Genomic DNA, 22,931 nt, shown 5'->3' with positions numbered 1-22,931 from the left:
GGCTGAGAGTGTCCAGACAACTCAGACTGCGAACCCTGATGGCGGCCGCGGCCACGATCGCCGCGGCCCTGCTGACGTTCGGGACCCCGACCCCTGCCGAGGCAGCCGTCCCGGCCACCATTCCGCTCCAGGTCACGAACAACTCCGGGCGCAGCGACCCGGTCTACATCTACGACCTCGGCACCCAGCTGTCGACGGGCCGGCAGGGCTGGGCCGACGAGAGCGGCACCTTCCACCCGTGGCCCGCGGGCGGAAATCCGCCGACTCCCGCGCCCGACGCGTCGATCGCGGGACCGGCCAACGGACAGTCGAAGACGATCCGGATCCCGAAGTTCTCCGGGCGGATCTACTTCTCCTACGGCAGGAAGCTCGACTTCCGGCTGACCACCGGCGGTCTCGTGCAGCCGGCCGTACAGAACCCGAGCGATCCCAACCGCAACATCCTCTTCAACTGGTCCGAGTACACGCTCAACGACAGCGGCCTGTGGATCAACAGCACGCAGGTCGACATGTTCTCGGCGCCGTACGCCGTCGGGGTGCAGCTCGCCGACGGCACCACGAAGAACACCGGACACCTCACGCCCGGCGGGTACAACGGGTTCTTCAACGCCCTCAGGGGACAGCCGGGCGGGTGGGCCAACCTGATCCAGACCGCTCCCGACGGCACCGTCCTGCGGGCCCTCGCCCCCGGCCACGGCATCGAGAGCGGCGCGCTGCCGGCCACCGTGATGGACGACTACGTCAACCGAGTGTGGCAGAAGTACAGTTCCTCGACGCTGACGGTGACACCGTTCGCGAACCAGCCGAACACCAGGTACTACGGCCGGGTCTCCGGGAACGTCATGAACTTCACCAACGGCTCGGGCGCCGTCGTCACCAGCTTCCAGAAGCCGGACTCGGACAGCGTCTTCGGCTGCTACAAGCGCCTGGACGCCCCGAACGACCTGGTGCGCGGCCCTATCTCCCGCACCCTGTGCGCGGGGTTCAACCGCTCCACGCTGCTGGTCAATCCCAACCAGCCCGACACCGGCTCAGCGGGCTTCTACCAGGACGGGGTGACCAACCACTACGCCCGGAAGATCCACGCGCAGATGGCCGACGGCAAGGCCTACGCGTTCGCCTTCGACGACGTCGGCAACCAGGAGTCACTGGTCCACGACGGCAACCCGCGGCAGGCGTACCTCACGCTGGATCCCTTCAGCTGACCGCGCACGTCGATCCGGAGCGACCGGTGCGGCCTTCGTCCGGACCGGTGCTCCGGACCGTGCTCCGAAGGAGTGATCCCCTCTGGTCCCGCAGCGGACGCCCGGCCGCTGAGCTCGCTCGAAAGGATCAAACGAACACGAGGCGATCGTGCCGCGAGGGGATCACGAGCATGCGGGAACCGGGCGATGTCAGGCGGCAGCCCCGATCCTCGCGGTCGTGGAGTCCCGAGGGGCCGTAGAGGTGACCGAGCTGGCCGCCGAGCTGGAGGTCTCAATAATCACCGTCCGGCGGGACGCCGAGGAGCCGGCCCGGTCCGGCAGGCTGCGCCGCGGCCACGGGGTGGCCCGCCCGGTCACCGCCGCGCCGGAGCCCGCCGTCGCCCCGTCCGCGGGCCGGAGCGGCAGGGCGCCCGGTGGCGCTGGTGATACCGGAGCGGCACACCTACCTGTACGGGGCGATGGACGGCGCACGGGCCGTCCTGGAGGCGGCCGGGACACGCGTCGCCCTGCACATCACCCCGCAGGCGCCCGGCACTGAGCGTCCCATCGTCGAGCGGGCGCCGGCCGATGCACTCAGTCGATCAGGATGCCCGTGGGCGATTACGCCAGGCTCAGCAGCGCCGCTCGGGCGGACAACGCCCCGGACGTGGCCTCCATCGAGTACCCCCAGGTGCCCGGCTTCGCCATCGACGGCGTCGCCCGCGGCATCACCTCCCTCGTGAGCGACCGGCTGCGCGGGAAGCTGCTCCCCCAGCCGACGGGCCATCCAGTTGGCAACGCACGCACAACGGGAGCACCATGCACACCTCCTCTGGCGGCAACACCCTTCCGCGGACCGCTCTCGCCATGGGGCCGGACGCGGCGGCGGCCGTGTTCACCCCCGATGCCGTGGAGGCACTCGGGCGGGTCTGCGACCTCGTACCGTCGCCCGCCCTGCACGACTTCGGCACCGAACGGGCCCGCGCCGTCCTGCGGGACGTGGAGGTCCTGGTCACCGGCTGGGGCTGTCCCGTCCTGGACGCGTCCGTACTGGACGGCGCCCCCGGCTGCGGGCCGTGGTCCACTCCGCCGGGTCCGTGCGCCACCATGTCACCCGGGCCTGCTGGGACCGGGCGTCGCGGTGTCCTCCGCCGCCGCGACCAACGCCCTGCCCGTTGCGGAGTACACGGTCGCCATGATCCTCCTCACCGGCAAGCACATCCTCGAACGCGCCCGGGACTACCGCGCGGCGCGCCACCGCGACGCCTGGCTCGACACCCCGCAGGACGTCGGCAACTTCCGCCGCACGGTGGGCATCCTGTCCGCCTCCCTGATCGGACGCCGGGTCATCGAACTGCTGCGTCCGCACGATCTGCGGGTGCTGCTGCACGACCCCTACGTCACCGCCAAGGAGGCCGCCGCGCTCGGTGTCAAGGCCGTGGGACTCGACGAGTTGTTCGCCCGGTGCGATGTCGTCAGTGTCCACACCCCCTGCTTCCCGCCACCCGGGGGGCCGGCGGCTCATCGCGGCGATGCGGCCGGAGGCCGTCCTCGTCAACACGGCCCGCGGCGCCGTGCTCGACCAGGACGCCCTCACCGAGGCGGTCACCGGGGGCCGGATCCGGGCGGTCCTCGACGTCACCGACCTCGAGGTCCTGCCGCCGGACCACCCCCTGTGGGACTGCGACAACGCCCTGATCACCCCCCACCTCGCCGGGTCCCAGGGCAACGAATGGGCGCGCCTGGCGGAGCTCGCCGTCGGCGAGGTCGCCCGGTGGTCCGCAGGAGACGGCTTCGCCCATCCCGTACGACACGAAAGGCTGGCCCACCTCGCATGACCATGCCCGGGCTTCTCGCCGACGACCGCGAGTCGAGCCCCGTCACCGGTTACTCCCGCGCCCACTGGGAGAGGGCAGCCGACCTGCTGCTGCGCGCCGCCTGGCGCTGGGCCACCCCGCGCGGGGCCCTGCTCGGCCTGCCGGACCGCCCGTCGGTCTCCGGTGTCCGCTCCGACGTGCGCGTAAGCGGCCTGCTCAGCGCGGGCCGGCACGGTCCGCACGCGGCGACGCTCCAGCGCTACTCGCCCCGCCTCCCCTACTGGGCGTCCAAGGCCTTCGTCGGACTGCTCGCGCCCGCCGACCACCCGCTGTGGAGGGCCCGTGAGGAGCCGGCGCCCAGCGAGAGGTCCGACCGGGTCCTGGCGCTGCCGGGGCCGGGACTCCTGGTACAGAGCACGCGCTCGGACGGCATCGTCCGGCTGCACAACCACGGCAGCGACCATGTCCGCCCGCACGAGGGCGAGTCGGCCGCCGAGGACGATCCGCCCTACGGCCGGCAGGCGTACTCCACCCGTACCGGCCCGACGGCCGCCGGGAACGTCGCGGACAACCACCTGGGCCTGGTCGTCGGCGGGGTGCGCAGTGTGCGGCGCCGGATACACCCGCTGGGGGCGGGCGTGCGGGCGCCGCGCGGCACGGCCTTCACGGCGTGGGCCCGGGTCCCACGGCTCACGGCCGAGGCCGCACGGCGGTGTACGCCTGCCTGGCGACGCTCACCGGCGAACCCGAACCCGCCTCTCCCGCCGAGGCGGTCGGCGACGTCATCGCGCGCCCGGACGCCGTCGAGGTGCGGTGGGCGGACGACGGCTCGGTGACACGGGTCGCCTTCGAGCCGTTCGGCCTGGAACACCGCACGGACGGTTGCGGCTCAGCCGGCATGACGTCAGCACTGCGTCCGCCGACGGCGGTTGCTCCCCTTCGCCGCGTCAGGCGCAGGAGGGACACAGCCCGCGGTAGGTGACCGCGACCTCGGACACCGTGAAGCCGAACCGCTCCGCCTCCGGGAGGTCGGCCAGCGGGCTGCCGGTCGGGTGGACGTCGCGGATGGTGCCACAGCCCGAGCACACCAAGTGGTGGTGCGGGTGACGCGCGTTGGGGTCGTAGCGCTTGGCGCGGCCATCGGTGGAGACCTCGACGACCTCACCGAGGGAGACCAGTTCTCCCAGGGCGTTGTAGACGGTGGCCCGGGAGATCTCGGGCAGCCGCAGGGCCGCGCGGGCGTGCACCTCGTCGGCCGTGAGGTGCACGTGGTCGCCGTCGAGGACCTCCGCAACGACACGCCGCTGGGAGGTCATCCGCCAGCCGCGCCCGCGCAGCCGCTCCAGCAGGTCGCTCATATCGGTCACCTCTTCGGGTTGGGTGGGATGTGCGTGTACGGAGGTGGACGTCCGGGTTCTGATTCTCTATGGATTTGGCATCCTTATTGACTTGGACTCTGTCCATTGTAGGATCAGTTCCGGCAATAGCCAAGGGACAGGAAGACCCAGTACGGGCCCCGTGCCTCAACTGTTCCGCCCCCCGCAGTTCTTGAGCACCGCGATCCGCCTGGTCGGAAGGATTCCCATGTCTGAGAATCACGATGCAATCGTCACAGACCCGAAGACGGAGGACGGCGGTGGCTGCCCGGTCGCACACGGGCGCGCCCCGCACCCGACCCAGGGCGGCGGAAACCGCCAGTGGTGGCCGGAGCGGCTCAACCTGAAGATCCTCGCCAAGAACCCCGCCGTGGCGAACCCCCTCGGTGAGGACTTCGACTACGCCGCGGCCTTCACGTCCCTCGACCTGGCGGCGGTGAAGCAGGACATCGCCGAGGTCCTCACGACCTCGCAGGACTGGTGGCCCGCGGACTTCGGCCACTACGGCCCGCTCATGGTCCGCATGGCGTGGCACAGCGCCGGCACCTACCGGATCAGTGACGGCCGCGGCGGCGCCGGGGCCGGCCAGCAGCGCTTCGCCCCGCTCAACAGCTGGCCGGACAACGTGAACCTCGACAAGGCCCGCCGACTGCTGTGGCCGGTCAAGAAGAAGTACGGGCAGAGCCTGTCCTGGGCCGACCTCCTGATCCTCACCGGCAATGTCGCCCTGGAAACGATGGGCTTCGAGACCTTCGGCTTCGCCGGCGGACGCGCGGACGTCTGGGAGCCCGACGAGGACGTGTACTGGGGCCCCGAGACCACGTGGCTCGGCGACGAGCGCTACACCGGTGACCGCGAGCTGGAGAGCCCCCTCGGCGCGGTCCAGATGGGCCTCATCTACGTCAACCCGGAGGGCCCGAACGGCAACCCGGACCCGCTGGCCGCGGCCCGCGACATCCGCGAGACGTTCCGCCGGATGGCGATGAACGATGAAGAGACCGTCGCCCTCATCGCGGGCGGCCACACCTTCGGCAAGACCCATGGCGCGGGCCCGTCGGACCACGTCGGCGACGACCCCGAGGCCGCCTCGATGGAGGAGCAGGGCTTCGGCTGGAACAACACCTTCGGCACCGGCAAGGGCGCCGACACGATCACCAGCGGCCTCGAGGTCACCTGGACCAGCGCGCCCACGCAGTGGAGCAACGGCTTCTTCCAGAACCTGTTCGGCTTCGAGTGGGAGCTGACGACGAGCCCCGCCGGCGCGCACCAGTGGGTGGCGAAGGACGGTGCGGGCGCAGGCACCATCCCGCACGCCCACGACGCGTCGAAGCGCCTGGCTCCGACGATGCTGACGACCGACCTCGCGCTCCGCTTCGACCCGGCCTACGAGCAGATATCGCGCCACTTCCTGGAGAACCCCGACGAGTTCGCGGACGCCTTCGCCCGTGCCTGGTTCAAGCTGACCCACCGTGACATGGGCCCCGTCGTGCGCTACCTCGGCCCGGAGGTCCCGGACGAGGTGCTGTCGTGGCAGGACCCGCTGCCCGCCCTCACGCACGAACTCGTCGACGCCGCGGACGTCGCCGCCCTCAAGGAGCAGGTCCTCGGCTCCGGCCTGACCGTGTCCCAGCTCGTGTCCACCGCGTGGGCCTCGGCCTCGTCCTTCCGCGGCAGCGACAAGCGCGGCGGCGCCAACGGCGCGCGCCTGCGCCTCCAGCCGCAGAACGGCTGGGAGGTCAACGACCCGGACCAGCTGGCGGGCGTGCTGCGGACCCTGGAGGGCATCCAGGAATCCTTCAACGCCGCCCAGGCGAGCGGCAAGCGGATCTCGCTCGCCGACCTGATCGTGCTCGCGGGCGCCGCGGCCGTAGAGCGCGCGGCCAAGGAGGCCGGCTTCGAGATCCAGGTCCCGTTCACGCCGGGCCGTGTGGACGCGTCGCAGGAACAGACCGACGTGGAGTCGTTCGCCGCGCTCGAGCCGACGGCCGACGGGTTCCGCAACTACCTCGGCAAGGGCAGCCGGCTGCCGGCCGAGTTCCTGCTCGTCGACCGGGCGAACCTGCTGACCCTGAGCGCTCCGGAGCTGACCGTCCTGGTCGGCGGTCTCCGTGTCCTCGGCGCGAACCACCAGCAGTCGCAGCTCGGCGTCCTCACCGCCACCCCCGGCGTGCTGACGAACGACTTCTTCGTCAACCTGCTCGACCTGGGCACGACGTGGAAGGCGACCTCCGAGGACCAGACCGCCTTCGAGGGACGCGACACCGCCACGGGCGAGCTCAAGTGGGCCGGCAGCCGCGCCGACCTCGTATTCGGCTCGAACTCCGAGCTCCGCGCCCTCGCGGAGGTCTACGCGAGCGACGACGCGAAGGAGAAGTTCGTGAAGGACTTCGTCGCGGCGTGGGACAAGGTCATGAACCTGGACCGGTTCGACCTCGTCTGAGCGCACACCTGACGTCCGGGCCGGCACGCACCATCGCCGGCCCGGACGTTCTCTTTCCGGGCTCACCCGTCCGCCGAAGTCACCTGTCCTTCCGGGCTCACCCGTCTTCCGGGCGCACCGGCGTCCTGTCAGCCGGGCGGGGCGGGCCTGGGCGGCATGGCGAGGTGGGCGAGGTCCGGGGGCGGCGGGGAGGTCTGCGGCCACAGCGGGGCGGCGTCCCCGTCCGCGACGGCGGCCGGGGCGTCGGTGAGGTTCATCCGCTCACGCAGCCGGCCGTAGAAGTCGGTCGGCCCGAGCCGGACGGCCCGCAGCCGCCGGGGAGACGCGTAGACGCCGATCCAGTCGCCCGGTTCGAGAACGCCGCGCACCTGGCCGTCGATGCTGACGGCGGCCTGCCCGGAACGCTCGAGCAGCCGCAGGGCGACGGGCTCGTCGGGCGCGGCCACGACCGACCGGTTGAAGGTCATGTGCGGGGCGACCGGGGTGAACACCAGCGCGTCCGCACGGGGAGAGACGACAGGACCGCCGGCGGCGAAGCTGTAGGCCGTGGACCCGGTGGGCGTGGCCACCAGGAGCGCGTCGGCGGAGTAGGACGCGAGGAGCCTCCCGGCGAGGTAGACGCCGGCGGACACCTGCCGGTCCCGTGACAGCTTCTCCAGGACGATGTCGTTCAGGGCGGTGACGTTCAGGGCGACCCCCCATTCGTCACCGGTCTCGCAGTCGGCGCGCACGCGGGGCGGCGGCAGGAGCGGGCCGCGGCCGTAGCTCATCAGTGCGGCCATGTCCGCCGGTACCTCCAGCGGGCGGGAGGCGCGCAGCGTGAGCAGCATGCGCTCCTCGACGGTCAGGCGGTCCTCGCGCACCGCGTCCAGCGCCGAGCGCACCGCCGTGGCCGACACCTCCGTCAGGAATCCCACCCGGCCGAGGTCGATGCCGAGGACCAGCGCGTCGTTGTCGGCGGCCAGGCGGGCTCCGCGCAGGAAGGTGCCGTCACCGCCGAGGGTGACGACGAGATCGGGGTTGCCGGCCGCCTCGTTCTCCGCGTCGGCGCTGTGCCGGCCGCCCTCGTGCCACACGTCGATGTCCGTGCACTGCACGGCGTGCTCGGCGCACCAGGCGCGGACACGGTCGGCTGCGTCCACGGCTTCCCGGCGGCCTCCGTGGACGACCAGGCCGATACGGCGAACGGTCATGTGTGCCTCCATGCCCAGCGTACGGAAGCACCCGCGCCGCCGCCTCGGGAGCGGGACCCGGGCGGGCAGTTGGTCCGGGACGCTGAGCGATCTTGGCGGAACCGATGGCTCCGGGACAAGATGACCCGCATGAAGGGTGACCTCTTTTCCAGTGACCACATGGTGCAGCCGGCCGTAGCGCCGGGCATGACCGTGCAGAACGCCAAATCCATCAAGTACGCCGTCAACGGTGAGATGTTCGCGCGGCAGGGGGCGATGATCGCCTGGCGTGGGGCGCTGCAGTTCGAACGCAAGGGCCAGGGCGTGGGCGGCATGCTCAAGCGGGCGGTCACCGGTGAGGGGCTGGCGCTGATGTCGGTGCGCGGGCAGGGCGAGGCCTGGTTCGCGCACGAGGCGCAGAACTGCTTCATCGTGGACGTCGAGCCGGGCGACGTGTTCACGGTCAACGGGCGCAACGTGCTCTGCTTCGACGCCTCGTTGTCGTACGAGATAAAGACCGTGAAGGGTGCGGGCATCTCCGGCGGCGGCCTGTTCAACAGTGTGTTCACCGGGCAGGGCAGGCTGGGGCTGATCTGCGAGGGCAACCCGTTGGTCATCCCGGTGTCGCCGCAGCAGCCGGTGTACGTGGACACCGACGCGGTGGTCGGCTGGAGCGCGCATCTGACCACTTCGCTGCACCGGTCGCAGTCGTTCGGGTCCATGATCCGGGGCGGCTCGGGCGAGGCGGTGCAGCTGAAGCTGGAGGGTGACGGTTTCGTCGTCGTGCGGCCCAGTGAGGTGACGCCGCAGAAGGCGCAGCAGCACTGATCCCGCGTGCCCCCGGCCCGTGGGCGCCGGGGGCACGGCGGACGTCAGAGCGTGCGGTCGGTGAGGGCGGACAGCAGGGTCCGCAACTCCGCGCGCGGGCGCGGCGCGAGCGGGGCCGACTGAAGGAGTGCGTCGGCCGCCGCGAGATGACTCCGGGCCTGCGTCAGCGCCGCCGCGCGGCCACCGCACCGCTCGATCAGGAGTGCCGCCCGGTGTACTGCGGAGTTGTCGAGGGCGGTGGGCGAGGTGAGCAGCCGGGCCAGTTCGGCGCGGCCCGGCGCGTTCAGGGCGGCGAGCAGCGGAAAGGTCTTCTTCCCCTGCCGGAGATCGCCGTGGACCGGCTTGCCGGTGACCGCCGGGTCGCCCCAGATGTCCAGCAGGTCGTCGACGATCTGGAAGGCCACGCCCAGGTGCCGGCCGGCCCGGTCGAGCGCCGTCACCGTTTCCCTGTGGGCGCCGGCGAGTTGGGCCCCCAGCGCCAGCGCGCAGCCGAGCAGGGCACCCGTCTTGCGCTCGGCCATGGTCTCGTACTCCCCCGTACTGACCGCCTCGGGCCCGTCCCAGGGGCGTCGGGCGAACAGCAGGTCGTCCGCCTGGCCGTGGACGAGGTCGCTCAGGGCGGCGGTCAGGTGCCGTACGGCCGCCGGGACGTGCGCGGACGGCGGCCCGGTGTCCCGCGGGTCCGCGGCCGGGGGGCCGACCGGTGCGGGGGCGGCCGTCAGGGTCTCGACGGCCAGGGCGAAGAGGGCATCACCTGCCAGGACGGCCGGCCCGGTGCCGTACGCCTGCCACACCGCGGGACGGCCCCGGCGCATCGGGTCTCCGTCCATGATGTCGTCGTGCAACAGCGAGAAGGTGTGCACGAGTTCGACGCAGACCGCGGCCGGGACGCCGGTCCCGGCGGGCGCTCCGGCCGCCTCGGCTCCGAGGACGGCCAGCGCCTGTCGTACGCCCTTGCCCGGGCGCGGCGCGGCGGCCGCACCGCCGGCCCCGGGGCGGCCCAGTGCGTAGCCCGCCATCTCGCCGATCCACGGGTGCAGGGTGCCGACCGCTGCCGCGAGCGCCGGGGCGACCAGTTCACGGCAGCGCCGCAGCAGGTGCGAGGCGTCGGCGGGCGCCGTCCGCTTCCCCGCGTAGGGGGGTGTCGTCAGGGCCGTCACCGGCGGGCCTCCGCCTCGGCGCGCACGACGCTGTCCGTACCGCCTTCTGGACGGCGGCCCCCGTCCCCGCCGTCCGCCGGGTCCGGGACGACGCCGCCGGCCTCCGCTTCGCCTGCGTCGTCCGCCGGGGCGGGGACGCCGCCGCCGTCCGCCGCGGGGCGGACCGCGTCGCCTGCTCCCCGCTCGGCGGGCACCGCGTCGCCGGCTCCGCGCTGGGCGGGGAGCGCGCCCACCGCGCACCCGGTGCTTCCGGAGGGCGCCGTCTCGGCCAACGGCGGCTCGGTGAGCCCCAATTCCGCGCGGGCGCGGTCGATCATCGTGCGGCCGTGCCGCAGGCCTATGTGCTCGAGTACACGGCTCAGCCCGGCCAGGTCCGCGGCCGTGGCGGCGCGGTCCCGTCCCAGCCGGGCCCGGGACTTGACCAGGCCCAGCAGGGCCAGCGCCCGGCCGCGGGGTTCGCTCATCCCCTCGAACTCGGTGAGCGCCTGAGCGTAGACGTCCCGGGCCTCCGCGTAGCGCCCGGCCCGGTAGAGGACGTTGCCGCGCATCTTGTGGTTGTAGGCGAGCGCGCTGACCAGGTTCATCTCGCGGCAGGAGAGCTCGGCCTCGGTGAGCAGTTCCAGCGCGCGGCGCGTGTCCCCGTCGCGCGCGGAGACGATGTCGGCCAGTCCGCGCAGCGCCCAGGCGTGGCCGCGCCGGTCCTCGGCGCCTGCGGCGATCTCAGCGGCTTCCGTGAACATCGCGTACGCGGTGTCGAGGGAGCCGGTGTTGCGGTGCATCTGGGCGATGCCTTCCAGGGCCCACACGGTGTGGCGGGCCTCGCCACGCTTGCGGGCCTCGGCCAGGAGTTGCTCGTGCAGGGCGGCCACCGCCTCGTAGTCACCCTGGATCCGTCCGGTCTCGGCCAGGCCGGCGAGGGAGTAGCCGCGGACCACCACGTCCCCGGCCGATCCGCCCAGGTCGGCGGCCAGCCGCAGCAGGCGCCGGGCGAGGGGGAACGCGCCGCGCTGCCGGGCCAGGGTGCCGCCGCTCCACAGCGCCCACGCCATGGCACCGGCGTCCCCGGCCTCGCGGGCGGTCCGGTAGCTCGCCTTCCACGCCCGGTCGGCGTCCGTCACCTGGCCGAGCCTGCGGTGTGCCTCGGCGACCGCCAGTCCTGAGCGTGCCGCCTCGCGCCGTGCTCCGGCGCGTTCGGCGGCGCGCAGCTGCTCGGTGCCCGCCGCCAGGACGTCGGTCAGTGAGGAGTTCACCGACAGGGTGGTCAAAGCGCCCTGGTACTCCGGGGCGAAGGCCTTGTCGTACATGCGTGCCTTTCGGTCTGCCGTCGGTGGGGCCCACTGGTGCCCGACGGCCGGTCTGGGACGTCACGGGACGGGCAGCCGCGCGCGGAACCAGCGCCTTCTCTTCGTACGCGCACCGGTATGTCCCGCATCTATGCACAATGCGTATACACCGAGCGCATAGTGACCCGGACGTCAGCCCGGAACACCCCTGGTCCACCGTCGCGGGCCACCGGCCCGTTGCCGATCAAGACGGCGGCGACGCCCGCGGGGTTGCCTCGCGGAGGCGACTCCTCCGATCCGCTCGCCATATTGAACACATTTTCGAATAGCGAGGTATTCTGAAGCCATGTCCATGCACCTCCAGGGCTCGCTGTTCGACCAGACCGACGACGTGGGCCTGAACTCCCTCAGCGGACTGCGCCGGACCGTGCTCGGCGGCGGGGCCTGGATCGATCTGCTGCCCGGCTGGCTCCGCGGCGCGGACGCGCTGTTCGAACAGCTCGCCGCCGACGTCCCCTGGCGCGCCGAGCGCCGGCAGATGTACGAACAGGTCGTCGACGTACCCCGGCTGCTCTGCCACTACCGGGCCGGCGCCCCGCTCCCCCACCCCGTCCTCGACGAGGCACGCGACGCACTCGGCGCGCGGTACGCCACCGAACTCGGGGAGCCGTTCGCGACGGCCGGGCTCTGCTACTACCGCGACGGCCGCGACAGCGTGGCGTGGCACGGCGACCGCATCGGCCGGGGCGCGCGCGAGGACACCATGGTCGCCATCCTGTCCGTGGGCGCGGCACGCGACCTGGCGCTGCGCCCCCGCGACGGCGGCGAGACCCTCCGCTACCCCCTCGGGCACGGCGATCTGATCGTGATGGGCGGCTCCTGCCAGCGCACGTGGGAGCACGCCGTCCCCAAGACGGCGCGCGCCACCGGCCCCCGCATCAGCGTCCAGTTCCGCCCGCAGGGCGTGAACTAGTTGCCCTGTCCCGGGCCTGAAGCTGCTGTAGTGCGCGGGCGAACACGCCTCGCAGGCCGGCCGCCGGTGGTGGCCGTGGGCAGGTGGGGGTGCGGGGCGCGGCGCGCGGGCGGTGGGGTGGTGAGCGGGTCGCCGCCGAGCTGGGCGGGCGGCGGCGGCGGCCCTGGCTGCGGGAGGTGAAGGTTGCCTGGGCAGGTCCGTTGTCGGGGGGGCGCAGGCCGTGGCCCGTGCCCGCAGCCGGCCGGCCGGCCGGCCGGTGGATTCTGCTCCCGGACCGGCGCACTGGGGGGTGTGGTGGGTGCGCAGCGTGCACCGTCCCGTCGAGGTCGGGCCGGGTCTGACCGTGTCCTACGTGGGGAAACTGCTGCTTGCCACAGGCGCTGCGCCTTTCCCCGTGCTGGGATCTCTTGAGCGCGGGGACGTTGTCAGTGGGCGAGGGCACACTGACGTGCATGATCACCTCTTCTTCATCCACCGCAGACGATGCCTCCGGCCCCTCCCTTGTCTGGGTGGAGTCAATGGGCGGTGGTCTGGTTCGTCCGGGATGACAGGACTTACAAGGAGCCCAGGGCCTGGCCCACCTCGACACCGGCCAGGTCACCTGCTGGACCTCCTGGCACCGCTGGAGCCTGATGAGCCTGCTCGCCTACGCACTCCTGGCCGTCGGCGCCCTCCACGAGCGGCAACGCACCAACCCAGCCGAGCCCGAGGACCACCTGGTCATGGTGCCCGTCAGCCCACGCGAACTCCTCGCCCTGCTCCGGTCTTCGTCCTGCCCCGCCCCTGCCAGGACACCGATCCCGCCCACGCGCTCCGCTGGTCACACCAGCGCCGCCGACACCAGCACCGCGCAGCCGACTGCCACCGCCGCTGGAACAACATCACAGCAGTGGCCACCACATGACAGGAACCTCAGGAGTCACGAACTACAGCTGCCGTGTCTGAGCGCGGCGTACGCCGCCGCGCTCAGACCGCTTCGGGCGCGGGACCGGACATGACCCGGGTCGGCACGCTGGGAATTGACGGGCAGGGCCGCAGCTCGGATCAGTTTGCGGAATCCTCTTCGGGCCGAAGCATCGCCGAGATTGCCGCGGCCACTTCCTCGGGATGTGACAGTGGCGAGAGGTGGCTGCTGGGGAGCTCGGTGACGACGGCTCCGGCGCGTGCGGCGAACCATCGCTGCAGTTGCGGATCGAGGATCCGGTCGTGGGCGCTGAGCACGTAGCCGCAGGGGAGGTCGTGCCAGGCGCCCGCAGAGGCCGGGGCCGTCAGGCAGGCTGCATGGGTCGGCTTCTGCATGGCGGCCAGGCTCCGGGCAAGGCGGGGCGGCAGGTCGTGGGCGAGTGCGTCACCGAACAGTTCCGGGTCCACGTCCGACCAGCCGTCCGCAGCGAACCGCAAGGCCGCGCGGCCTGGCATCTCGGCACCCTTGTCGCTCAGCATGCCGATGGTCTCCCCCTCGCCAGGCACGTAGCCGGCCACGAAGACCAAGGAGTTGACCTGGGGGTGCTCAAGTGCCGCGCCGGAGATGACGGTGCCGCCGTAGGAGTGTCCGACGAGGGTGACCGGTCCTTCCAGCGCGTCGATGTGCCGACGGGTCCAGGCGATGTCGTCCGCGAGTGAGGTCATCGGCAACTGGACGGCCAGTGCTTGCTGGCCCTGTTCGTGCAGGTGGCCTATGACCTCCTGCCAGATCGAGCCGTCACTCCAAGCACCGTGGACCAGCACTACGTTTCCCATTTCGCACTTCCTTTTGTCATGACTGCCTTGAGTGATTCCTGCCGGCCCGGCGGAGGTTTGAGTTCCTCCGACATGAGACCGGGACACGGCGCGATCACGTACGAGACGGTGGTGTTCTTTCAATTTCTCGACGTTGAACGGGTGAGGTGACGAAGATCGACTCACGGCGCAACGTGTGAGTACGCCAGACGACTTCGCGCAGCGCATCCGTGGCCTTTTCGCCGTGGCGTCAGCCCGTCGCCGGAGCCCGGCAGCTCGCGGGCGGCGACCGCGCCCTGTTCGCCGTCCTGTCCCCCACCAGTTCCGGAGCCGTGGGCCGCGCCCTCGTTCCCGCCGGTCCCGGCGTTGGCGTCACGTCCGCGCAGGGGTGGATACCTTGACTGCGGCCTCGGAGGTACGGCCGGAGCCGGGTGCCGTACGGACCAGGAGCAGTACGGCCACGACGCCGACGACCGCGGCCAGGGCCGAGAGGAGGAAGACGCGGTCAAGACCAGCGGCGAAAGCCTGGTGGGCGAGGTCCGCCGCCGCCTCGCGGTGCCCGGCCGGTGCGGAGACGATCACCTCGTTCGCCCGGCCCGAGGCCAGGGCGTCGGCGGCGTCGGCGGCGTGCGGCAGCTCGCCGTCTGTCAGCGTGGAGGCGGCATTGCTCGCGAAGACGGCGCCGAGGACCGCGATGGCCAGGGTCATGCCCAGTTGGCGCGCCGTGTTGATGGCTCCGCCCGCCATGCCGGCGCGCTGCCGCGGCACGGCGGAGGTGGCGGCGGAGACAAGGACGGGCGTGGCCAGGCCCACCCCGAGACCGGTGACGACCAGCCCCCAGGTGAGCGACGTCGCGCTCGCGCCCTCCGACATACCGGCGCGCAGCAGGAGCATGCCCGCCGCCACCAGCAGCAGACCCAGCCCGATGGGCAGGCGCGGGGAGAGCCGCTGGATGTGCCGGCCGGTCACAGCCGAGACGAGGAACGACGCGGCCGCGAGCGGGGTCAGAGCGAGTCCCGCCCCGATGGGAGCGAGTCCGGCCAGGGACTGCAGCCACAGCGACACGAGCGCTAGGCAGCCGAAGGCGCTGGCCTGCAGGAGAAGCGCGCCGGTCAACAGCCCGGCGAAGGAGGCGTTGCGCAGCAGCGCCAGGTCCAGCATCGGGGTTTCGCCGCGGTGGGCCGTGCGGTGTTCCACCACCACGAAGGCCACGAGGGCGAGCGCGGCGACAGCGTAGGAGACAAGGGTGCCAGGCGAGCCCCAGCCGTCGTCGGACCCGCGGATGAGTCCGTAAACGAGGGCGCCGGCGGCCACGCTGAAGGTCGCGGCCCCGGGGAGGTCGATGCGGTTCTTCCGGCCGACCGCGGCCGGCCGGTCGGCAGCCATGAAGCGCCGGGTCAGAACGATGGCTACGACCGCGACGGGCAGGTTGATCCAGAAGATCACGGGCCAGCTGATGCGCTGCGTCAGGACGCCGCCCAGCAGCGGACCCGCCGCCGCTGCGGCCCCGTTGGTCGCACCCCACAGCCCGAAGGCCGTACCGCGGTCCCGCCCCTGGTAAGAGGCGAGCAGCAGAGCGGGAGCGGTGGCGAACATGGCGGCTCCGCCGATGCCCTGCACAGCCCGGGCCGCGATGAGCACGCCGGCATCGGGAGCGAAGCCGCACACGAGCGAGGCCACGGCGAACAGTGCGAGCCCGCCCACATAGGCTCGCCGGTGCCCATAGCGGTCGGCGAAAGCGCCGGCAGCGAGCAGCAGCGCCGCCAGAGCTAGCGCGTAGGCGTCGATGACCCACTGCAGCGACGCGAAGGACGCGCCGAGGTCACGGGCCATGCTGGGCAGCGCCACGTTCACGATGGTGACGTCCACCAGCAGGATGCACGCGCCGAGACAGACCGCTATGAGCGGTCCCCACTTACGCATGTCGTCATCTCCATTCAGGGATCGGGGAACGGACCGAAGCCTCGGTCCTCGACAACTGTTGACGGCATGCACGCGATCAGATAACTCGCACGGCCAAATTTGCACGTATTCCCTAGAATCGATGTCGTGAAGACGTATCTCGACAGTCCCGACCGTGTGGGGCATCACCTCACCGATGAAGACCTGGCCCTGGCGCACGCCCTCCAGCTCAACGGCCGCGCCTCCTTCACCGAGATCGCAGCCGTGCTGGGCGTCTCCGACCAGACCGCGGCTCGCCGCTTTACCCGCCTGCGCACCACCGGGAAACTGCGCGTGCTCGGTCTGACCGACCCGTTCCGGCTGGGAGACCTGTCATGGTTCGTGCGCGTGCGGTGCACTCCGGACGCATCCGCCTCCATCGGCTCGGCACTGGCCCGGCGCACGGACACCACCTGGGTCAACCTCACCTCGGGGGGAACGGAGACGATGGCCGCGGTTCGCGCCCGCGGGCCCGGCCTGGAGGAGCCCTTCCTGGTGCAGCAGCTGCCCCGCACCCCCCGAGTGGTCGACGTATCCGCGCACTGCGTCCTGCATGTGTTCTTCGGCCAGGACCTCGGCTTCATCAACAAGAGCGGACCGCTGACCGACGCACAGGTCGCCGCACTGACCCCGCGGCCAACGGACGGGGGGTGGACAGCCGGCTCGGAACCCGTCGTGCTGGACGACCGCGACCGACTACTGCTCGACCTGCTGGCCCGCGACGGAAGGGCCCCGGTGGGCGAACTGGCCGCGGCCACCAAGCTGTCCGAGTCCACAGTGCGCCGCCGCATCCACGATCTACGCGCCGAAGGCGTGCTGTACTTCGACGTGGACTACCACCCCGACGTCCTGCACCGAAAGCTCAGGATCGCGCTCTGGCTGGAGATCGACCCCGCGCGGCTGGCCGAGGCAGGCGAGGCCCTGGCGGCGCATCCCGAGGTGTCCTTCGCCGCGGCGGTGACCGGCGCGACGAACCTGTACGCGAGCATCCAGGTGGAGTCGGCGCAACTCCTGTACCGCTACCTGACCCAGACTCTGTCCGGACTGCCCGGACTGCGGCACACAGTGACCACGCCCATCCACCGAACCCTCAAGGGCCCGGGCCCATACCCGCTGCCACCGGAACTACAACTGAGCGTGTTGTGATGCTATGGGTCTGATGTTCGGCAGTTGCTCCGAAGCCCAGCAGCGCTACAACCACAGCGCCGCTTGGCCCTATGGCCGGGCCGCCATCGTCTACCGCGAATCGATGGCCAGCCCGCTCATCGCCGACTACGGCGCCGTGACCCACATCGACAGCTGCCGCGTGTAGCCCCTCTGCAACTGTCAAGGTGTCCCTCGTGTTCTGGGCAGGGCAGGAGACGCGGGGGTACTTGGGGAGCGTCTACGCATCCTCGCCTGCGCTGCCGCCGGCGGAGCACGTCAGCCGTCCTCACCCCTGGCCTCGCGCCGGGCAGCGGCATGGGATGAAGTGAAATCAATCTTCAGATCACAGTCCAGAGCTGACGCGATGCGGTTCAAGAGCGCCAGGGTGGGCAAGTCGCGGCTGGACTCGATGCGAGAGATGGCGGCCTGGCCGGTTCCTGCACGTTCCGCAAGCTGCGTCTGGGACAGGCCGCGCCGTACGCGCCACGCCTTGACCAGGCCACCGGTGTCGATCATTGCCCTTCCCCGTTGTAACGCGGCAGACCCGCGGTGTCGATCTTCCAGTTCCCGATGATGATCGTCTCGCCGAAGGTGTAGTGCTGCCGGTTGTCGTAGGCGGGGGTACCGGTGCGGCGGACCGGGGCCCAATGGTGCACAGCACTGCCGTCTCGGGGATCCACGATCAGATAGTGCGGAACTCCCATGGCGGGATAGTCCCGCAGCTTGCCTTCGTAGTCATTGGTCGGGTTCGACTTCGAGACGATCTCGATGACGAGATGGGAACGGTGAGGGTCAATGGCGTCACCAGCGGCGGTAGCTTCTTCCTCATCGATCACCACAAGGTCCGGTACCCGCAGCACGCCTAGCGCGGCATCCTCCATATCGGTTTCGATCATGAGGAGCAGGTCACCGCCCAACTGGGGTTCCAACTGGGTGCGCAGTCGATGAGCCACAAGCTGGTGCTGCTTCTTCGGGCTCATCATCATCATCAACTGGCCGTGACTGATTTCCGGCCAAGCAAGCGGCTCAGGCTTGTCGAAGGCATCACGAAACTCACGCAAGTGTCGGTAGACGCTCTGTTCCGTCATGCACTCACGGTACATGCCGAAATCGTCATATGCGTGGTGCGCTGACGCTCAGCACACGCTCCTCTGTCCTGGTCGGCGGACCCCGCCCTGAACCACCCCAAAAGCACCAGGTCAGGCCGTGTCCTTTGGCGCCGTGTATGCCATCAGCCCCATCACGTCCAAGAGCATCCCTCTGCCGCGAGGAACTGCTCACCCAAGGCGTCGACGACGCTAGCGAGAGTGGCCGCAGCGGTCACCGTGCTGGTCACCGCATGGACAGAACAACCTCACTTCACCCGAGAGCTCCGCCCCCCTCCGTCCTCACCATCAGGCACACTGCCACCCTGACCAGACCTCCACGAAGCGTTCCGCAAACTCGCCTGCTGCCTCATCTTCCTGCCTGGCCCGCCGGCCAACTGCTCCGTCGGCAGGGCTGCCGCAGACAAGGCATGTGATCCGCAGCGACTGGTGAGGACGTCCGCAGCCTTCCGCTCCCGCACACGCGGGGATAGTGCCAGGTGGGCGATCACGTAACCCTCGCTCCCCGCATGCGCGGGGATGGCCCCGTCTGCAGCGCGGCGCGGAACTACTCGCCGTCCTGCTTCCCACACGCACGCACGGGATGGTTCCCGCCTGGCTTGCGGAGCTCGAGGACTCCCCGGTCTGCTCCCCGCACGGGCACCCGACGGAGGAGGACCGGCTGGGTGATAGGTGCAGGCTTGTCAGGCGCCGAGGTGTTCGCTGAGGCAGGCGTAGATGGGGGCTTGCTGGTCGCCAAGGCTGCTGCAGTCCAGGACGGCTGGGTAGGTCTGGCGCGTCGCCGGGTACAGAGGTGTGCAGTCCTGCTCGGTGTCGTAGAAGACCGCGTACTACCCCGGTGCATCTCCGCTGCCGGCGGGAATCACCAGGTCGGCGCCGCACTGGACGCCAGAGGCGTTCATCAGCAGCACGGCATCACGGGAGGTGTCGCTGGAGCTGATGTTGACCTTCTGCAGGGTCGGCGGGCCGCCGCACAGACGGTTGATGTCCTCGATGTAGTACGGGGCTCCGATGGCGCAGATGTCCTTCTTGGACTCGCAGGTCGCCGGGCCCGTGGGCAGCTTGTAGGTGACCGGCAGGCACGTGGCGGACTGGGTCGCCGGGATCTTCTTCTCCGGCTTTGCTTGCGGAGGGTTGCCGCCGGGGAGGTGGTCACCGCACCGGATCGTTGGCTGGGGGAGGCCGTCGGGCCCGCCTCTGCTCTCGTGCTGGACCGCTGCTCGTGCCGGTTCTGATCGACGATCAGGTACGTGCCGGCGGCGGCCACGGCGAACGCGGTGACGGCGGCCGCAGCAAGACGCCAGGTGCGACGGCGGACGATCCGGCGCCGGGCCTGGCCGGGTCGTCCTCGGGGTCGGCAGCCCCTCCCATCCGGCCGCCACCAGGTCACCCGCCAGGGTCGGCGCCTGGGCCCCCGGCCGCAGGACCCGGGCGGCCTGGGCGGCCAGCAGCTCTGTGCACTGACCGGCCAGCGCGGCGGCCGTGGGCCGCTCTTCGGGGGTCTTGGCCAGTGCGGACGTCACCAGGGCCGAGAGGCCGTCCGGGATCCCGGCGCGATCGGGGTCGGCGGACATCACCCGGGCCGCGACCGCATCCGGTGGACCGCTGCCGAACGGGAGGCGTCCGGTGGCGGCGTAGGCGATCAGAGCCGCCCAGGCGAAGACGTCCCCGGCCGGTCCCGCGACGCCGGTGCGGTAGCCCTCGGGGCTGATCCACCCCGCGGTGCCGGTCATCACGCCGGTCCGAGTGACCGACGTGCCGTCCAGGGCGTGGGCGATACCGAAGTCCAGCACCCGGGGCCCGTCGAGAGCCAAAAAATCGTTCCCCGGCTTCACATCCCGGTGCACCACCCCGGCCGCGTGGAGCGCCGCCAGCGCGGCCGCGGTCCCAACCGCCAGCGCGTACAACCGGGCCCCGGACAGCGGTCCGTGCGCGGCAACGTGCTCGCCGAGCGTGAGGCGGGCACGTACGGGGTGGCCAGCCAGGGAACGTCCGCACCGCAGTCGGCGGCCAGCAGCGGCACCAGACGGGGTCCCGTGACCCGCCGGGACAGCTCGACCTCCCGGAACCGGGCACGAAACTCCTGCCGACGCCCGTGTTCTGGCCGTCGGTTTCGGCGAGCTTGATGAGGTAGGCGGCCAGGGCGTGGGGTCCTCCGCCGCCGTAACCGATGCGGTACCCATGGCCCTCACACTGCGGGAGGATCGACAGGTCCCCCGTGAACCCGGCTTCCCGCATGAGGCCGTGCAGTTCCCCTGTGGACCGGGTCGTCAATGATCCGCCTGAGTTTCCCATGGTCAGCAAGCTGGCGGAGGCCTCTGACAAGCCAGCTCGTGCCGCTCAGGCGCCAGCACGGGAAGCCGCGATGGCAGACCCTAGTGACCCTTGTCGGTCGAGTTCCTGGGCCGCTCGTTGGGCGGCAGCTGCGCCCGTTCATGATCACCTGGTGGCTGGTGTTGATGAGCCGGTCCAGGAGCGACTCGGCGACGACGGACTTGGGGAAGAGGGGATACTAGTCGCTGGGCGCCCGATTGCTCGTGATGATCAGAGACCTGCCCTGGCGTTCGCTGACCAGCTCGTAGAGGTCATCCGCATGGGCCGCGAACAACGGGCGCATCGCGAAGTCGTCGAGGACGAGGACATCGGGTCGGATGAGTCGCGGATGATCTCGCCGCGCTTCTCCAGCTGCGCAGCTGGTAGACCAACCGACGACGTGCTGGACAGACCGACAGTGCGGGCAGTCTCCCGCACCGTGGGTGCCTCACCGCGCTCTATGGATGGCGAAAGCCGTGTCATCGTCGGCGGCCGCGACCTCCACGACCCCAAGGCCCGGCTCTGCCACGTGTGCATCAAGGATGGGTCTCATGCCCGGCACGACGCGGCGGCTCTGCTCTCGGTTCTCCGACTGAGGAACGTCACCCGACCGGGTATGTCCGGGCAGCATGTGGGGGCGCTTCCCCATGGGGGCGACGGTCACCGGCCGCGCGGTGCAGGTGCCAAAGGCTCCGGTCCGAGCTTGGCCCAAACGAAGGGAAGGGCGGCCGGCCACGCGGTACTCGGACTCCGCGTACCGCGTGGCCGGCCACCCCGTTGCCGTTCGGCAGGCTCACCGACACTTCTGAACCCTGTGAAAAGACTCGAGCGACTGACAGGGGGTGCAGCTCACGCCGCGTGCGTCTCAGCTCGTGCAGGTGTAGTACTTCCACGCGCCGTACGTCGTGGATGGCCTGTCAGAAAGCGAGAGAGGGGGAGGGGCAGGGGGTCAGCCGCCGAGCGTGTGGCCGAACTTGGCGTCCTTCTCGGGGGCGCCGAGCTTCACGGGGCTGAGCGTGCCGGCGCCCGTCGTGGTCAGGCCGCTCGCGGAGCCGTAGAGGTTCCACAGGGCGCCCGAGTCGGCAAAGGCACCGTCCTCGCCGGGAGCCGTCGCGGTCAGGTCCGCCTTGCCGTCATTGTTCAGGTCGGAGAGGCTCACCTGGCGGCCGAAGTCGTCGCCCGACTCGGCGACGCCGGGCACGCCCGCAGTGGACTGGTTGTAGGCGATCGCGCCCTTGCCGGTCATGCCGCCAGCGGCCTTGGACGCGCCCTTGAGCAGGATCACCGCGCCGGTACCGGTGGCGGCGTCGAGGCTCTCGCCGGGAACGCCGACCGCGACCTCCGCATTGCCGTCGCCGTTCACGTCACCGGCGCTGAGGGACGCGCCGAAGGCGTCGTTCGCCTCGCTCGCCCCGGGAACACCCGCGGTGGCTTGGGTGATGACCTTCTTGCGCGTGTTGCTCGGCCCGGTGGAGCCGCCGTACTGGATGGTGATGCTGCCCGGGGCGGAGTCGATGACTTCGGTGACGGAGCCGATGTCGCGGGTGATCAGGTCACCGTAGCCGTCGCCGTCGACATCGCCGACGGTGCCGCTGTACGCGGTGCCGAGGGCCTTGGAGGTGTGGCCGACGCCGGTCCTCGACCCCTTCCAGAAGCGGGCCTCGTGCTGCATCTCCTCGAAGCCGTGCGTGGTGACGATGTCGTCCACACCGTCGCCCGTGAGGTCACCGGTGATGAAGGAGCGCAGACCCGAGGGGCCGTCGTCCGTGGTGATGCTGTCCTGGGTGCGCGTCTTGCCGTCGCGGGTGAACGGGCCGTACTGGATCGTCATCCCGGAGACGTCCGGGTCGTCGCTCGGGTCGGAGTTCACGACGAGGTCGCGCTTGCCGTCGCCATTGAAGTCACCGAGGGCGAACTCGGAGTACCGGTACGGCAGAACGGTGTTCTGGCCGGTAAGGCCGTCCTTGGAGCCCCAGAGCACGGTCGGCTCGCCGTCGTCGGCGCCGCTCGCCACGAGCAGGTCGGTGTATGAGTCGCCGTCGAGGTCACCGGGGAGCGTCTGGACGCCGAAGGCGAAGGTGCCCTGGAGGTCGCCGGGGACGCCGGGCGTGGCCCGGCTGATCATCTGGTGGCGCGCCGTTCCGGGCCCGGAGGCGGTGCCGTACACAACCGAGATGTAACCGGCGTTCTCCACACCGCCGACGGTGCCGAAGGGCGCCGCGACCGCGAGGTCGGCTTGTCCGTCGTGGTTGAAGTCGGTCATCGGCGTGCGGGGCGGCACGGGCGCGGCCGACGCCGTGCCGGAGGTGGCGAAGAACGCAAGGGAAGTCGCGAGCACGGTGACGGCGATCGCGGCGGTGAGAGTGCGGCGGGGCACTGTGCCTCCTGTGCGGAACGTGAGTGACGTAACGGGAGACGGACCACTTCGAGTGAAGGTTGTACACCGCAGGAACTCCGTTGCGAGATGCGGACG

18 protein-coding genes and 4 pseudogenes are annotated in these 22,931 nt (G+C 71.0%); 9 read left to right on the top strand and 13 right to left on the bottom strand.

Going from position 1 to position 22,931, the window contains the following annotated elements; genetic code table 11:
- The first annotated feature begins 38 nt into the window (after positions 1–38).
- The 4 genes and pseudogenes from AC0ZLC_RS07960 to AC0ZLC_RS07945 all read left to right on the top strand — a co-directional run.
- The gene (locus AC0ZLC_RS07960) at positions 39–1,205 is read left to right on the top strand and encodes a glycoside hydrolase family 64 protein (RefSeq protein ID WP_476751210.1); all 1,167 of its coding nucleotides are present in this window, start codon (positions 39–41) and stop codon (positions 1,203–1,205) included.
- A 148-nt stretch (positions 1,206–1,353) separates the two neighbouring features.
- Entirely contained in the window at positions 1,354–1,743 is a 390-nt protein-coding gene (locus tag AC0ZLC_RS07955) for a DeoR family transcriptional regulator (protein ID WP_476751159.1), read from the top strand.
- 260 nt (positions 1,744–2,003) lie between these two features.
- Positions 2,004–3,022, top strand: a pseudogene (locus AC0ZLC_RS07950) (hydroxyacid dehydrogenase).
- A gap of 167 nt (positions 3,023–3,189) precedes the next feature.
- Positions 3,190–3,983, top strand: a pseudogene (locus AC0ZLC_RS07945) (DUF2264 domain-containing protein); the annotation flags it as partial.
- On the opposite strand, the gene AC0ZLC_RS07940 reads toward AC0ZLC_RS07945, so the two are convergent.
- Positions 3,949–4,359 (bottom strand): Fur family transcriptional regulator, encoded by a 411-nt coding sequence (locus AC0ZLC_RS07940; RefSeq protein ID WP_476751158.1) that lies wholly within the window; start codon positions 4,357–4,359, stop codon positions 3,949–3,951. The pseudogene AC0ZLC_RS07945 and the gene AC0ZLC_RS07940 overlap by 35 nt on opposite strands.
- A 226-nt stretch (positions 4,360–4,585) precedes the next feature.
- Between AC0ZLC_RS07940 and katG the strand changes: the two genes are divergently transcribed.
- Entirely contained in the window at positions 4,586–6,817 is a 2,232-nt protein-coding gene (katG, locus tag AC0ZLC_RS07935; protein ID WP_476751157.1) for a catalase/peroxidase HPI, read from the top strand.
- 128 nt (positions 6,818–6,945) lie between these two features.
- Here katG and AC0ZLC_RS07930 read toward each other — a convergent pair whose 3' ends face one another.
- A complete protein-coding gene (locus AC0ZLC_RS07930) occupies positions 6,946–8,010 on the bottom strand; it encodes an NAD(+)/NADH kinase (RefSeq protein WP_476751156.1) in 1,065 nt (354 codons plus the stop codon).
- 129 nt (positions 8,011–8,139) lie between these two features.
- On the opposite strand from AC0ZLC_RS07930, the gene AC0ZLC_RS07925 reads away from it, so the two are divergent.
- On the top strand, positions 8,140–8,817 hold the full coding sequence (locus AC0ZLC_RS07925; RefSeq protein WP_476751155.1) for an AIM24 family protein: 678 nt from the start codon (positions 8,140–8,142) through the stop codon (positions 8,815–8,817).
- Between the two features lie 44 nt (positions 8,818–8,861).
- Here the strand turns inward: AC0ZLC_RS07925 and AC0ZLC_RS07920 are convergent, their stop codons facing one another.
- Both AC0ZLC_RS07920 and AC0ZLC_RS07915 read right to left on the bottom strand, forming a co-directional pair.
- Positions 8,862–9,968 carry a polyprenyl synthetase family protein gene (locus AC0ZLC_RS07920; protein ID WP_476751209.1) on the bottom strand — a complete coding sequence of 369 codons (1,107 nt, stop codon included), beginning with the start codon at positions 9,966–9,968 and terminating at the stop codon, positions 8,862–8,864.
- 290 nt (positions 9,969–10,258) lie between these two features.
- A pseudogene (locus AC0ZLC_RS07915) lies at positions 10,259–11,281 on the bottom strand (tetratricopeptide repeat protein); the annotation flags it as partial.
- Positions 11,282–11,606: 325 nt separating this feature from the next.
- On the opposite strand from AC0ZLC_RS07915, the gene AC0ZLC_RS07910 reads away from it, so the two are divergent.
- Entirely contained in the window at positions 11,607–12,233 is a 627-nt protein-coding gene (locus AC0ZLC_RS07910) for an alpha-ketoglutarate-dependent dioxygenase AlkB (protein WP_476751154.1), read from the top strand.
- 1,044 nt (positions 12,234–13,277) lie between these two features.
- On the opposite strand, the gene AC0ZLC_RS07905 is transcribed toward AC0ZLC_RS07910, so the two are convergent.
- Together AC0ZLC_RS07905 and AC0ZLC_RS07900 are read right to left on the bottom strand one after the other, a co-directional pair.
- A complete protein-coding gene (locus AC0ZLC_RS07905) occupies positions 13,278–13,973 on the bottom strand; it encodes an alpha/beta fold hydrolase (RefSeq protein ID WP_476751153.1) in 696 nt (231 codons plus the stop codon).
- 351 nt (positions 13,974–14,324) lie between these two features.
- The gene (locus AC0ZLC_RS07900; RefSeq protein WP_476751152.1) at positions 14,325–15,875 is read right to left on the bottom strand and encodes an MFS transporter; all 1,551 of its coding nucleotides are present in this window, start codon (positions 15,873–15,875) and stop codon (positions 14,325–14,327) included.
- Between the two features lie 126 nt (positions 15,876–16,001).
- Here AC0ZLC_RS07900 and AC0ZLC_RS07895 point away from each other — a divergent pair, with 126 nt between their 5' ends.
- The gene (locus AC0ZLC_RS07895) at positions 16,002–17,039 is read left to right on the top strand and encodes an Lrp/AsnC family transcriptional regulator (protein ID WP_476751151.1); all 1,038 of its coding nucleotides are present in this window, start codon (positions 16,002–16,004) and stop codon (positions 17,037–17,039) included.
- Positions 17,040–17,043: 4 nt separating this feature from the next.
- Positions 17,044–17,205 (top strand): hypothetical protein, encoded by a 162-nt coding sequence (locus AC0ZLC_RS07890; protein ID WP_476751150.1) that lies wholly within the window; start codon positions 17,044–17,046, stop codon positions 17,203–17,205.
- 110 nt (positions 17,206–17,315) lie between these two features.
- On the opposite strand, the gene AC0ZLC_RS07885 is transcribed toward AC0ZLC_RS07890, so the two are convergent.
- The 7 genes and pseudogenes from AC0ZLC_RS07885 to AC0ZLC_RS07855 all read right to left on the bottom strand — a co-directional run bounded on the left by AC0ZLC_RS07885 (position 17,316) and on the right by AC0ZLC_RS07855 (position 22,835).
- Positions 17,316–17,555: a helix-turn-helix domain-containing protein gene (locus tag AC0ZLC_RS07885; RefSeq protein WP_476751149.1), complete on the bottom strand. Its 240-nt coding sequence runs from the start codon at positions 17,553–17,555 to the stop codon at positions 17,316–17,318.
- Positions 17,552–18,127, bottom strand: a complete 576-nt coding sequence (locus AC0ZLC_RS07880) for a Uma2 family endonuclease (RefSeq protein WP_476751148.1) — start codon at positions 18,125–18,127, stop codon at positions 17,552–17,554. Before AC0ZLC_RS07880 ends, AC0ZLC_RS07885 begins: the two co-directional genes overlap by 4 nt.
- 848 nt (positions 18,128–18,975) lie before the next feature.
- Entirely contained in the window at positions 18,976–20,328 is a 1,353-nt protein-coding gene (locus AC0ZLC_RS07875) for a serine/threonine protein kinase (protein ID WP_476751147.1), read from the bottom strand.
- Positions 20,329–20,657: 329 nt separating this feature from the next.
- Positions 20,658–20,798: an ATP-binding protein gene (locus AC0ZLC_RS07870; RefSeq protein WP_476751208.1), complete on the bottom strand. Its 141-nt coding sequence runs from the start codon at positions 20,796–20,798 to the stop codon at positions 20,658–20,660.
- 53 nt (positions 20,799–20,851) lie between these two features.
- Positions 20,852–20,941: pseudogene (locus AC0ZLC_RS07865) on the bottom strand (hypothetical protein); the annotation flags it as partial.
- Positions 20,907–21,011, bottom strand: a complete 105-nt coding sequence (locus AC0ZLC_RS07860; protein WP_476751207.1) for a DUF6207 family protein — start codon at positions 21,009–21,011, stop codon at positions 20,907–20,909. The gene AC0ZLC_RS07860 and the pseudogene AC0ZLC_RS07865, both read right to left, overlap by 35 nt.
- A gap of 396 nt (positions 21,012–21,407) precedes the next feature.
- Complete coding sequence (locus AC0ZLC_RS07855) at positions 21,408–22,835, bottom strand: FG-GAP and VCBS repeat-containing protein (protein WP_476751146.1); 1,428 nt, start codon at positions 22,833–22,835, stop codon at positions 21,408–21,410.
- Between the last annotated feature and the right edge of the window lie 96 nt (positions 22,836–22,931).

The organism is Streptomyces sp. GLSS-08, assembly GCF_056387915.1.
Note: the sequence above shows the minus strand (reverse complement) of the source record. Positions and strands in the feature narration are given on the sequence as shown.

What these genes read in the sequence shown, in the direction of transcription:
- AC0ZLC_RS07960 (WP_476751210.1), top strand. Translation starts at nt 39, where the DNA reads ATGGCGGCCGCGGCCACGATCGCCGCGGCCCTGCTGACGTTCGGGACC.
- AC0ZLC_RS07940 (WP_476751158.1), bottom strand. Translation starts at nt 4,359, where the DNA reads ATGAGCGACCTGCTGGAGCGGCTGCGCGGGCGCGGCTGGCGGATGACC.
- katG (WP_476751157.1), top strand. Translation starts at nt 4,586, where the DNA reads ATGTCTGAGAATCACGATGCAATCGTCACAGACCCGAAGACGGAGGAC.
- AC0ZLC_RS07930 (WP_476751156.1), bottom strand. Translation starts at nt 8,010, where the DNA reads ATGACCGTTCGCCGTATCGGCCTGGTCGTCCACGGAGGCCGCCGGGAA.
- AC0ZLC_RS07925 (WP_476751155.1), top strand. Translation starts at nt 8,140, where the DNA reads ATGAAGGGTGACCTCTTTTCCAGTGACCACATGGTGCAGCCGGCCGTA.
- AC0ZLC_RS07910 (WP_476751154.1), top strand. Translation starts at nt 11,607, where the DNA reads ATGTCCATGCACCTCCAGGGCTCGCTGTTCGACCAGACCGACGACGTG.
- AC0ZLC_RS07905 (WP_476751153.1), bottom strand. Translation starts at nt 13,973, where the DNA reads ATGGGAAACGTAGTGCTGGTCCACGGTGCTTGGAGTGACGGCTCGATC.
- AC0ZLC_RS07900 (WP_476751152.1), bottom strand. Translation starts at nt 15,875, where the DNA reads ATGCGTAAGTGGGGACCGCTCATAGCGGTCTGTCTCGGCGCGTGCATC.
- AC0ZLC_RS07890 (WP_476751150.1), top strand. Translation starts at nt 17,044, where the DNA reads ATGGGTCTGATGTTCGGCAGTTGCTCCGAAGCCCAGCAGCGCTACAAC.
- AC0ZLC_RS07885 (WP_476751149.1), bottom strand. Translation starts at nt 17,555, where the DNA reads ATGATCGACACCGGTGGCCTGGTCAAGGCGTGGCGCGTACGGCGCGGC.
- AC0ZLC_RS07880 (WP_476751148.1), bottom strand. Translation starts at nt 18,127, where the DNA reads ATGACGGAACAGAGCGTCTACCGACACTTGCGTGAGTTTCGTGATGCC.
- AC0ZLC_RS07875 (WP_476751147.1), bottom strand. Translation starts at nt 20,328, where the DNA reads ATGGGTACCGCATCGGTTACGGCGGCGGAGGACCCCACGCCCTGGCCG.
- AC0ZLC_RS07860 (WP_476751207.1), bottom strand. Translation starts at nt 21,011, where the DNA reads ATGAGACCCATCCTTGATGCACACGTGGCAGAGCCGGGCCTTGGGGTC.